Origin of the sequence: Marinobacter sp. (assembly GCF_044799475.1) — a bacterium.
Taxonomy (GTDB): domain Bacteria; phylum Pseudomonadota; class Gammaproteobacteria; order Pseudomonadales; family Oleiphilaceae; genus Marinobacter.
On record NZ_CP085217.1, the window covers coordinates 441988 to 453959 of the forward strand.

An 11972-nucleotide genomic window follows, 5' to 3' on the forward strand; every position below is an offset into this window, starting at 1 on the left:
TTAAGGCCGATCATTGCCCTGATCAGGGGCCGCCCTTCATGCTGCAATACAGAGCACCACCAGCCTGTCTCCCTGCCGGAGATCAAGATAAGCACGGCGCTCAGGATTCAGCTGGAGATGGCGCCCCTCCCTGTCCGGTTCTGCCCTGAACACTCCAAGGGCCACCTCCCCCCGGGACGCGAGTATCTTTTCCACCAGCTGAAAATTCACACTTGCGGGCAGAGGATAGTCCTGAATGTCCCGGAACTGTATTTCAGGCCCGCCAACGGTGAAGAGTTCGTCCAGAACTACTCGCAACTCCCGGCGCAGAGCCACCTGGGCCAGCACGTGACTGATGATCATCGGGCTGATCATCATCTCGCTCTGGTGGCCAGTCAGCAGGTTCCGGTTGTCCGGATCGCTCAGTTCCAGAATCAGCTGGGGCCGGTGGCTGCCTTCACTGAGAATATCTTCAAGCTGCAGGTAGCCCACCATGGCTCTGGCATCGGCCTCTTCTCCGGAAGCCAGGCGGTCGCTACTCAGAAGCATGATGGAGTCATAGTCCAGAGGCCGCACCCGCCGCAGTTCGCCCTCCACCATGTAATCCGCCTCCACGTGCCGGCAGGTGACGCCCTGCTGCTCCCCGAGGTATCGGTCAATTTCCAGCTGCCTTTCCGGCGCCGGCACCACCGACACAATATCCATCTCGAACTTTCTCCGGGCATGGCTGGCGAACTCTGCAATAAGGCTTGGCACCCGCCGATTCCAGCCCAGCACCAGTACCCGGTGGACCTTTTCTGCCTCCGCAAGGGGCGTGACAGAAGCCAATCCCCGGGGGATGACCGGCAGCGGGGCGGCACGGGCATCCGCCTCGGTGTCCTCATAGTCCCTGGCCAGCAGGACCACCCGGTCATCCGGGCCAATGAGGGTGTCGGATGGCGCGGGCAACTGAATATTCCAGTTGTTGCGGCCGGGTCCGCGGCTCAGCACTCCCAGAGCAATCACTCCGGGGCGGCGGGAAGCCAGTTCGCCAAGGGTCATTCCGGCCAGGGAATCACCGCCCCGTATGAAAATCTCGTTGCCATCTTTGGCAGTGAACAGCTCATTGAAAACTTCCGACAGACCCGGATGCAGGATGTTCTGCACCATCAGGCGGCTGATGGTGGCATCCCCCGCCACAATTTCCACTTCACCCGGGTAGGCCCGCTCAATAACCGGATGTTTCCGCACATCCTGGATTTCGGCAACCACATAGGGCAGAGAGGATCCCGCCTGACGGGCCTGGGCGGCAATGGAAAGCAGCGCCTTGACGGTTTCCACGTCCGAGGTCACCAGGCTGCCCGCCTCATGGGCCGCGCTCGGTACAATCACGGCAGCGGCATCGAGGCAGGCAACCCGCTGCAGAGCATCTGGCTGGATCGCGGTGCCGGCACGAAGGATGATCTGGCGTGCCTTGCGGCCGATACCCGGCTCGCTGCGAAGCTCATGAACCTGACTGGCGGAAGCGCTTTCAGACAGCACAACAAGGCGCAGACGATGAACTTCGTGTTTCTGAAGAAACCGCCGCACCCGGGCCGACGCACCCAGTAGCTCACTCAGCAGCGGCAGCGTCTGGCTGGTCCAGCCAAGAACCACGATGTGGTTTTTCAGGGTAACTGGCGTCAGGCCACGCTCCATGTCCGTCATTCTGGCAATCAGCCATCGCGTCAGAATCGCGACCAGAGTACCCATGAACACCACATACCCGCTGACGGTAAGGATGGTGGACACAAAACGGCGCCAGTTGCCCTCGTCATCCCCAAGGTAGCCCGGGTCTGTCAGGCGCAGGAAAGCCCACCATATGGCCCCTCCCACGTCGTCAGACTCGGCCAGAGGCAGCACGAGCAGGCCGCCCACCAGGGAGATGAGGCCGATAAATATCGCCACCACAAGCAGCTGGAAGCCCGCCCCCTTGACCAGTTGCCGCTCCACAACAAACTTCATTTTGTCAATAAAACGCAGTGGCAACATCTGTTTTCCCCTGAAGCGCTGAAAGGCGGGCCGGAGCATTCGCGGTCAGCAGAGCAGGACGCTGCCGGATATCCCGGCTGCTATCCTAAGGGATCACACCAGCGACCGCGACTTCTGTCAGTGTCTTCTGATTTATACTGATAGTATGGTGATTGTTATGGAGATCCTCTATCAGGGGGCAACCTTTATCCATGGAGGTCAGGAGAACTGTATAGTGACTGCTGTCGGTGACGTAATCGTGTTCTACGACGACCGGGTTCTTGCCCATCAGCCGGATTCCGATGCGCCGTTCCTGCCAAGCCGCATGGACAAGCGGATACGGGAGATTCTTTCCCACCTTGGAGTGCCCTGGAAATATCCGGAGCACCCGGGCCGGCTGACCGCCATTATGAATCTGCTGGAAAAAGAACCTGTGGAAGGAGTCCGCTTTGAATCCGGCCGCCCTGCCACCCGGGAGCAGCTCGGGCGGGTCCACACCACAGGCTACCTTGAGCATATGTATGAGCTCCGGGGGCAGAACGCCTGGCTCGATGTAGACACCACAGCCGTATCCACCGGCAGCATCGAAGCCGCCGAAGTAGCCGCAGGCACCGCCATTGCTGCGGCGGAAGCGGTCATGCAGGGGCGTGCCAGCAGCGCCTTTGCCCTGGTGCGGCCACCGGGGCATCACGCTGAACCAGTACGGGCAAGAGGCTTCTGCCTGTTCAACAACGTGGCGGTAGCCGCCGCCCATGCCCAGGCCGAGCTTGGATGTGACCGGGTAATGATCGTGGACTGGGACGCTCACCACGGCAACGGCACTCAGGATATATTCTGGGCGGATCCGGATGTCATGTTCGTCGATCTGCACCGGGCCGCGCCCTTCTATCCCGGCTCGGGCAGCCTTGAGGAAGTAGGGGCGGGCTTTGGCGAAGGCACCACGGTTAACATCCCGATGGCAGCAGGGTCCGGAGACGCGGCCTATCTCAAGGCGTTCAGGGACATAGTGGTGCCGGCTGCGGACTGGTTCAAGCCGGATCTGATTCTGGTTTCCGCCGGCTTTGACCCGCACTGGTATGACCTCGCCCTCAACGTATCCTATGAAGGGTTTGCTGCCATGACCGCGATCATGCAGGAGATTGCCCACAAACATTGCGAGGGCCGCGTGGCCTTTGTGCTGGAGGGAGGCTACCACCTGGAATCTCTCTCCCATGGCGTCCGCGCGGTGCTGGAGGTGCTCGCAGGGGGCGAAGTTCCAGAGCCGGGCGTCTGCGGCGTCAAAGAAGTGGAAGCAGCGGCAGCCTTTCACCGGGATGCCTTCCTGCAGCCAGGTCCTGACGAGGATTCCGCTTAGGCCTTTGCTGTCTGCTGTTTTTCGAGGACGACGAGCCAGATGCCACCCAGAATGGCCGCACCTGCCAGCACCAGCCGCAGGGTAAGCGGTTCACCCAGCAGCACTATTCCTCCCAGGGCTGCAATCACAGGTACGGTCAGCTGCACGGTGGCGGCAGTGACCGCCCGAATCATCGGCAACGCCGTGTACCAGATGGCATAACCCAGAGCCGAAGTAATGGCGCCGGAAGCCAGAGCATAGCCTGTACCAGCGGCATCCAGACTGGCCTGATCAACCATCAGTAAACTCAGTACGAGAGCAAAAGCCACTGCTCGCGCAAAATTTCCGGAGCTGACCCGGGTGGCGTCTCCTGCGGCCCTGCCACGCAGGGAATAGATGCCCCATGCGACGCCTGCCCCTATCATCAGCGCCGAGCTCGCGATCGGAGGAGCGGACAGCCCCGGCATAAGTAACCCGGCAAGCCCCCCAAAGGCCATCAGAAAGCCAAGCCACTGGAGCGGCTCCAGCCTCTCCCCCTGCCACAGGCCGTAACCGATCATGGTGGCCTGAACAGCCCCGAATAGCAGGAGCGCCCCCATGCCGGTGGACAGGTCGATGTAGGCAAAGGAGAACGCCGCGCCATACCCGAACAGCGCAAGGGCAGACCACCAGTTGCCGCTGCCGGAAATGCCATGGCCACGAAGCACAACGAGGCCCCAGAGCACCAGAGCTCCGGATGCCAGGCGAATGCTGGTGAAGCTGGCAGCATCAATTCCGGTTTCCCGCAGCGCGGCGCGGGTTAACAGGGAATTGCCGGCAAAGGCGACCATGGCAAGTCCGGTCAGGATAAAAGCTCGGGAATGTATCACGGACAATACCCTCAGAAATTCCGGTCATTCTCACTCAAGGCGTGCAGACGCCATACCCGCAACCGTCTCGGACAAAAACGCTGAATCCACTGCCTGGTCACCTGGCCATCTCAGACATCCCTGTCGACCATGGCCCCCAGCGCCTGATCATGGATGCTCCGGTCTTCTTCGCTGAACAGCACAAACCGGATATGCTCCACTGACGTCCCCTGCTTCGCCAGGAACACCAGCGTCCTCATGGCCACCCGTGCCGCGGATTCCATCGGATAGCCAAAGGCTCCTGTGGAAATTGCCGGAAAGGCCACACTGCGGAGGCCCTTTTCTTCCGCCAGTGCGATGGCGTTGCGGTAACAGTCCGCGAGGCGTTCGTCGGCCGGCTCATCAATGCCATAGACCGGACCGAGACAGTGGATCACGTAGCGGTTGGGCAGCTCGTGTCCGCCGGAAATCACCGCCTCCCCCGGCTGGATGGGGGCCTTTGAGCGGCATTCTTCTTCCAGGCCCGGGCCTGCAGCCCTGTGAATGGCTCCGGCAACACCTCCTCCGGTGCGAAGCTCCGCGTTGGCGGCGTTGACAATAGCGTCCATGTCGTCCTGACCGGTAATGTCCCCCTGGACGCACTCAAAGGTGACTCCGTAAATACTGTGCTGACCCATGGGCAATTCCCCCTTAGAACAGACGGTTTGAGATTTACGCTTCATGCCCAGCATAACGCTGCAACAGCAATGGGCAACCCCTGATAGCACAGACAGTTCCGGAACAGTAATGTGGATCCGGTATTATCCCGGCAGAGGACACCGTAGACTGGACAGATTTCCCCGGTAGTCGTCCAATGTCAGCACTCAATCACAGACTTGAGTCCCTCGACGCCCTGCGTGGCGTAGCTGCCCTGATTGTTGTGCTTTTCCATTTTGTGCCCTGGTACCACAGGCTTTATGGCCATGAATTCACGCCTTGGCCCGTCCTGGATTTTGGGCGCTACGGCGTACACCTGTTCTTCATGCTCAGCGGGTTTGTCATCTTCATGACCCTGACACGCACGCCAACAGCCGGCTGGTTTGCCCTTGCCCGGGGCTTCAGGCTGCTGCCAGCTCTCTGGCTCAGCATCGCCATCACCATGGTGTCGGTGTATCTGATGGGGCCAGAAGACCGTTCCGTGTCACTGTCTGCAGCTCTGGCGAATCTCACCCTGATGCATGAATATCTGGGATACCCCCATGTGGACGGCGCATACTGGAGCCTGGTTATTGAGGTCACCTTTTACTTCTGGATAGCTCTTTTCTTCTATACGCTGGGAAACGGCAGAGCACTTCAGGGGGTGTTCTGGGGGTGGGTGCTGGTCAGCTATGGGGCGGTGATTTACTGGGGGGACATTCCTCCCGGCCTCGAATTTCTGCTCAAGGATCTGCTTTTTACCCGCTATGCGCCGCTTTTCATAAGCGGCATGCTGTTTTATCGCTGGCACAGCCACGGCCGGCCGCCATTATGGGAGAAAGCGCTTCTGGTGCTGGCCATGACGCACTGCCTCCTCGCCTACAAGGCACCATTCAACCTGTTTGTCCTGGGCTCGTATGGCGTTTTTGTGCTGGCCATTACCGGGCGCCTTGACTGGCTGGCACATGGGCCGCTTCTGTGGCTGGGTCGTATATCCTATGCCCTGTACCTGGTTCACCAGAATGTCGGCTATGGCATCATGGGCGTCGGTTACGGCCTCGGCCTGCCAGGATGGCTCAACGTGGTTATTGCGCTGGCGGTCGCCATCGGGCTGGCTACAGGCATTCATCACGGAATTGAGCGCCCTGCTCTGGCCTGGTTTCGACGTCGGCGCCCGGGTGGAGCTCCTCTGGCCCCGACGACTGAACTTACGCCACCATGAACTGGGTTCCAGCCAGCTGCATGAGGAGTCACCCGCAACATGAACGCCAGGTACCTGCTTGTCTCCGCCACCCTCGTGACTTTTCTGACAGGCTGCGGCACCGTCCGCTCTGCGGCCAATGCGCCGGCGCCCATTGAATCCCTTTACCAGACCCGGCTGTTTGGCAGTGAAGAGGGCCGCCCCCTGCCCCTGGCGACGCTGGCCAGCCTGCTGCGGGATGCAGATGTCGTCTTCATTGGCGAAATCCACGGCCACAATGGCGCCCACCTTTTCCAGTCCCGACTGCAACTGGCACTGCATGGCCTGAGGCCCCGGCAGGTGCTGTCAATGGAGCAATTCTCCGTTGACCACCAGGACAGCCTCAACGCGTACCTTGCCGGAGAAATTGGCGAGGCTGAGCTGATAGAACAAGCCGATGCCTGGCCCAACTACCGGGCCTCTTACAGGCCCCTTGTCGAGTTCGCCCGCCGCAACGATCTGCCGGTGATTGCGGCCAACGCTCCTCCAGACATCGTCCGCTGCGTGGCCCGTGAGGGCGCCGGTTATCTGGAGAGGCTCGAAGGGGGCCACCAGAAACTGGTGCCGGAGGAGCCCTTTTACAGTGAAGAGGGATACCGGGAAAAATTCGCCGCGACCATGGAATCGGGCGGTCACGGCGTGATGGACGGCGAGACCACCAGGCGGCTCCTCAAAGCACAGCTTCTGCGGGACAACACCATGGCCTACTCGATCCAGCGTGCTCACCTGGATCACCCCGGACATCAGATAATTCATGTGACCGGCCGCTTCCACAGCGAGGAGGGGCTGGGTGCACCGGCGGCTCTCGCCCACAGGAACCCCAATCTGAAGATCCGCATTGTCACACCGGTTATTGCAGATGATCCGGATAAACCAGCCCCGTCAGCCGCGGATCTGACACAGGGTGATTTTGTCTACCTGCTTCAGCCACTACCTCCGGAGTACATTGACCCGGAACGCAGAAAAGCAGGCATGGAGGCACATTTCGCGCCCTCCTCCGGCCCCGGCTGCGGCGAAAAAGACAACCACTGAAACGGGACACTAGTACTTAAGTCGGGGGGCGCCGTCATTCAGATTCTTTCCATGGCCAAAGCGTGGTAGCTTGAAATCCCTCGTCGATGGGTTCCGGAGTCGCTTTTCCGGAACTTTTTGACTACAACTGACATGCAGACTCTACCAAACAACAATGACGAAGAAGGAACGCTGAGCCATGAAGATCCGTTCTACTCTGGCCACTTTGATGGCCCTCACTCTTGCAACACTGCTCTGCGCGGGCCCCGCTACTGCCCAGGAAACGTTCACCCTGCGCCTGGCCGAGACCTGGGGCCCCAACTTCCCGATTTTCGGTGACACCACCAAGAACATGGCCGCCATGGTCGACAAAATGTCCAATGGACGCCTCAAGATCCGTATCGACTCCGCCAACAAGCACAAGGCTGCACTGGGTGTCTTTGACATGGTCAAGGCCGGCCAGTACGACATGGGACATTCCGCCTCCTACTACTGGAAGGGCAAGGTTCCCAATACTCTTTTCTTCACCAGTATGCCGTTCGGTATGACCGCTGATGAACAGTACGCCTGGTTCTATCACGGGGGCGGCATGGAGTTGATGCAGGAAGTCTACGAACCCCACAACCTGTTATCCTTTCCCGGCGGCAATACCGGCGTCCAGATGGGCGGCTGGTTTCGCAAGGAAATCAATTCACTGGATGACCTGAAAGGTCTGAAAATGCGCATTCCGGGCTTCCAGGGTGAGGTGTTCGCCGAGGTGGGCGTTAATCCGACGAACATAGCACCTGGTGAGCTCTACACTGCGCTGGAACGCGGCACCATCGACGCGGTTGAGTGGGTCGGCCCGGCTCTGGATCTCCGTCTTGGCTTCCAGCAGATTGCCGACTACTACTACACAGGCTGGCACGAGCCTGCCACCGAACTGCAGTTTCTGGTCAACCAGAAAGTCTGGGACAGGCTGCCTGCGGACCTGCAGGAAATCCTGCGGGTCGCCATGCGCACCGCGGCTTACGACATGCTGATTCACTCGGTCCACGAGAATTCAAAGGCATGGGCCACCATCCAGGAAAAGCATCCGAACGTGCAGATAAAAAACTTCCCGGATGACGTGCTGGCAGCCATGGCAAAAGCCAACGACAAGCTGCTTGCCGAAGCGGCCGCGGAAGATGCTCAGGCCAAAAAGATCATTGATTCCCAGGCGATGTATCTCAAAAACGCCCGTAATTACACAGACATTTCCCTGCGGGCCTACCTGAACACCATGGCAACGCTGAACGACTGAGCCAGGATCAGGTGATGACCGCACAGTGCCGGGAAAGCTTCTGTCAGAAGCGCCCGGCACTGTGCGTTCAGAAACACTGATGGCAACTCCTGAAATTTGCTGACATGCCACCAGAAAGAGGATGGGTTATGCGATGGATCATTGCGCTGGATCATGGCCTGGCGCGACTTTCTTACCTCTGCGGCTGGATCGCGAGCGCGGCCTTCATACTCATGGTGTTCAACGTTTTTTACGACGTTGTGGCGCGTTACGTATTCAACGAAGTGTCCATTGGCATGCAGGAAATGGAGTGGCACCTCTACGCAGTGGTTTTCCTGCTGGGTATCCCCTACGCCATGCGAACCGATGGCCATGTCCGGGTCGACGTTTTCTATGACCGGTGGAAAGATCCGATGAAGGCCTGGGTCAACATCATCGGCGCCCTGGTCCTTGTCATTCCCTTCGCTCTTCTGATCATCTACTACGGATACAGCTACACTCTGGAAGCTTACGAGCTCGGGGAGGGAAGTGGCGACCCCGGCGGCCTTCAGTATCGCTGGATCATCAAGTCCATGATGCCTCTTTCCGGGGTATTCATTGCCACCAGCGGCCTTGGCATGGTAACCCAGGGCATCCGGGTTCTCAGGCTTGGCGAGTCCTATACCAGCGACAAGAGTCAGGGAGGTTTGGCATGATTGGCCTGATCATGTTTGGGGTAGCCCTGCTGATGCTGATGTGGGGTTTTCCTGTGGCTTTCGTATTCGGCGGGCTTGCCCTGCTGTTTGGAGTCTTTGCCGTAGGTCCGGACCTTTTTGCATTCATGCCCTTCCGGATCATGAGCATCATGCAGAACACTGTGCTGATGGCGGTACCGCTGTTTATCTTCATGGGCATAGTGCTGCAGAAGACAAAGCTTGCAGAGCAGTTGCTCGAATCCATGGGGCGTCTGTTTGGTGGGCTGCCCGGCGGGCTCGCCATGTCCACCATTTTTGTGGGTGCACTGCTGGCGGCTTCCACTGGCGTGGTGGGGGCCAGCGTGGTGGCCATGGGCCTGATCTCACTCCCGGTCATGCTGGCCCATGGCTATGACAAGAAGCTTGCCTGCGGCACCATCTGTGCCTCCGGAACCCTGGGGCAGATCGTGCCACCATCCATTATCCTCATCATACTGGGTGACGTACTGGGCCTTCCGGTGGGAGACCTGTTCAGGGCGGCGGTCATTCCCGGGGCAGTCCTCATTATCCTGTATCTTGGCTACATCATTCTTCTGACCCTCTGGAAGCCGAAACTGGCGCCTCCCATGGAGAGGACCAGTGATGACACCCGCGGCCAGGAAATCGTAAAAGCCCTGATCGCCATCATTCCACCCCTGGCGCTGATCGCGGTGGTCCTTGGCTCAATCTTCACCGGTATCGCCACCCCGACGGAATCTGCTGCCCTTGGCGGCGTCGGAGCACTGCTACTGGCCATTGCCTACCGGCAGTTCTCTTTCAGCCTGATGTGGCAGAGCGCCCAGGACACGGTCAAGGTTACCGCGATGGTGTTTGCCATCCTGATCGGCGCCACCGCCTTCTCGATGACCTTCAGCTACACCGGAGGCGACTACATACTTGAGGAATTCCTCCTGTCCCTGCCCGGCGAGAAATGGGGTTTCCTGATCTTCGCCATGCTGGTGATTCTGATTCTTGGGTTCTTCATCGACTTCGTCGAGATTTCGTTCATTATTGTGCCTATCCTGGCACCGGTCGCGGAAGCGCTGGGCATCAACATGCTGTGGTTTGCCATCCTGATCGCCATGAACCTCCAGACAAGTTTCCTTACGCCCCCCTTCGGATTCAGTCTGTTCTACCTCAAAGGCGTATCGCCACCCTCGGTACGGACAACGGACATATACCGCGGGGTGTTGCCGTTCATAGCGATACAGATAGCCGTACTGGCACTGATTTTCATCTTTCCTTCATGGTTTGGCATGGGCTCCTGACGCCGGAAACCCGGGCACAGCAGCATGCATCGTACTCCTCCCAAAGCCCGGCTCCATGCCGGGCTTTTCTGTTCTGAAGGCCACTGAAGAAACAGAGCCTCTGGCAAATGTCACTTACAGCTTGATTCTTCCGGAAATTCATTGGCAAACTGAACTTAATGATGCAGGTTTAAACATATCGCCTCCCCGGGGAGGTCCATGACATGTCAAAGAGTGACAAAAGGCAATCACTTTCTATACTTGGAGTGAAACGCCGGGCTGTACGCGGCGACTTGTTGCTGTTTTTTTTGACCCCTTAAAAGGCCATGAAGACAAGATTCGTTCAGGGAGAGCATCCATGAGTCAAAGCACCAGTAAGGTGGAATCCATCAGCAGCACGGAACAGGAGCAGCCTCACGTTCTGTCAATCCCGCTCAGTGAGCAGCAGACTGACCGGTCGCCTCACAGCCATGAACGCTGGCTACTGAGCAAACTTCTGCGCATGGCAGGTTCTCCCCCGGTGCGTTTCCAGCTCTGGAATGGCGAAATGGTCGCTCCGGATGAAGGCGAGGTCAGATTCACGCTGCATCTGAAGGACCCAAAAGCGCTCTACCAGCTGGTCAGCAATCCCAACCTGGCATTTGGCGACCTCTACAGCAGCGGCCGGCTCGACGTGGAAGGAGACCTCCCCGACCTGATGACCGAACTCTTCCGTTCGGTCAATGACGTCCGGGAACGCTGGCCGAAATGGCTGGACGCGCTCTGGCGCAGCCACAATCCCCGCTCCACCGGCCTCGCCGAGGCCAAAGAAAACATCCACCACCATTACGACCTTGGCAACGAGTTCTACAGTCTGTGGCTGGATAACGCCGAAATGCAGTACACCTGCGCCTACTTCGAAAAAGATGACCTCAGTCTGGAGCAGGCCCAACTGGCCAAGCTTGAGCATGTCTGCCGTAAACTCCAGCTGAAACCGGGGCAGACAGTGGTGGAGGCCGGCTGTGGCTGGGGCGGACTGGCCAGATACATGGCGCGGGAATACGGCGTCAGGGTCCACGCCTACAACATCTCAAAAGAGCAGATTGCCTTCGCGCGGGAAGAGGCCAGACGCCAGCAACTCGATCATCTGATCGACTATATCGAGGACGACTATCGAAACATTGACGGCCAATATGATGCCTTTGTTTCAGTGGGTATGCTGGAGCATGTGGGGAAGAGCAGCTATGGCGAATTTGCCGGGGTCATCCAGAGAGCGCTAAAACCAGATGGTATGGCTCTGGTCCACAGCATCGGTCGCAACCGGCCCATGCTGATGAATGCATGGATCGAGAAAAGGATTTTCCCGGGCGCCTACCCGCCCAGCATCGGTGAATTCATGGAAATCTGTGAAACAGGCAATTTTTCCGTGCTGGATGTGGAAAACCTGCGACTCCACTATGCCCGCACTCTGGAGCACTGGATGGAGCGCTTCGAGCAGCACGAAGACAAGGTCACCGAACTCTACGACCAGCACTTCACCAGGGCCTGGCGGATGTATCTTGCCGGATCCATTGCTGCTTTCCGGGCTGGCGGCCTGCAGCTGTTCCAGGTGGTATTCACCCCTGGCGAAAACAATGCCCTGCCACAGAACCGGCGGCACATCTACGGCAAGCCCGCCGCGCCGGAGGAGACCTGAG

At 58.8% G+C, this 11972-nt stretch carries 10 protein-coding genes; 7 read left to right on the forward strand and 3 right to left on the reverse strand.

Annotation, left to right across the window (positions count from 1 at the left end; translation table 11 throughout):
* Positions 1-36: 36 nt before the first annotated feature.
* Positions 37-1989 carry an ion channel DMI1 gene (locus LG327_RS02015; RefSeq protein WP_404365215.1) on the reverse strand — a complete coding sequence of 651 codons (1953 nt, stop codon included), beginning with the start codon at positions 1987-1989 and terminating at the stop codon, positions 37-39.
* A gap of 214 nt (positions 1990-2203) precedes the next feature.
* On the opposite strand from LG327_RS02015, the gene LG327_RS02020 reads away from it, so the two are divergent.
* Positions 2204-3322, forward strand: a complete 1119-nt coding sequence (locus tag LG327_RS02020) for a histone deacetylase (RefSeq protein ID WP_404365217.1) — start codon at positions 2204-2206, stop codon at positions 3320-3322.
* Here the strand turns inward: LG327_RS02020 and LG327_RS02025 are convergent.
* Both LG327_RS02025 and LG327_RS02030 read right to left on the reverse strand, forming a co-directional pair.
* Positions 3319-4167, reverse strand: coding sequence for a DMT family transporter (locus tag LG327_RS02025; RefSeq protein ID WP_404369155.1), 849 nt, complete (start codon positions 4165-4167; stop codon positions 3319-3321). The two genes, LG327_RS02020 and LG327_RS02025, sit on opposite strands and share 4 nt — an antisense overlap.
* A gap of 113 nt (positions 4168-4280) precedes the next feature.
* Complete coding sequence (locus tag LG327_RS02030) at positions 4281-4826, reverse strand: macro domain-containing protein (protein ID WP_404365219.1); 546 nt, start codon at positions 4824-4826, stop codon at positions 4281-4283.
* A 176-nt stretch (positions 4827-5002) separates the two neighbouring features.
* On the opposite strand from LG327_RS02030, the gene LG327_RS02035 reads away from it, so the two are divergent.
* The 6 genes from LG327_RS02035 to LG327_RS02060 all read left to right on the forward strand — a co-directional run bounded on the left by LG327_RS02035 (position 5003) and on the right by LG327_RS02060 (position 11971).
* Positions 5003-6046 carry an acyltransferase family protein gene (locus LG327_RS02035; protein WP_404365221.1) on the forward strand — a complete coding sequence of 348 codons (1044 nt, stop codon included), beginning with the start codon at positions 5003-5005 and terminating at the stop codon, positions 6044-6046.
* A gap of 39 nt (positions 6047-6085) precedes the next feature.
* Positions 6086-7096 (forward strand): ChaN family lipoprotein, encoded by a 1011-nt coding sequence (locus tag LG327_RS02040; RefSeq protein WP_404365223.1) that lies wholly within the window; start codon positions 6086-6088, stop codon positions 7094-7096.
* 178 nt (positions 7097-7274) lie between these two features.
* Positions 7275-8357 (forward strand): TRAP transporter substrate-binding protein, encoded by a 1083-nt coding sequence (locus tag LG327_RS02045; RefSeq protein ID WP_404365224.1) that lies wholly within the window; start codon positions 7275-7277, stop codon positions 8355-8357.
* A 128-nt stretch (positions 8358-8485) separates the two neighbouring features.
* Complete coding sequence (locus LG327_RS02050; protein ID WP_404365226.1) at positions 8486-9031, forward strand: TRAP transporter small permease subunit; 546 nt, start codon at positions 8486-8488, stop codon at positions 9029-9031.
* Positions 9028-10317: a TRAP transporter large permease subunit gene (locus LG327_RS02055; RefSeq protein ID WP_404365227.1), complete on the forward strand. Its 1290-nt coding sequence runs from the start codon at positions 9028-9030 to the stop codon at positions 10315-10317. The genes LG327_RS02050 and LG327_RS02055 overlap by 4 nt, the downstream gene beginning before the upstream one ends.
* A 337-nt stretch (positions 10318-10654) precedes the next feature.
* Positions 10655-11971, forward strand: coding sequence for a class I SAM-dependent methyltransferase (locus tag LG327_RS02060; RefSeq protein ID WP_404365229.1), 1317 nt, complete (start codon positions 10655-10657; stop codon positions 11969-11971).
* Position 11972 lies beyond the last annotated feature (1 nt).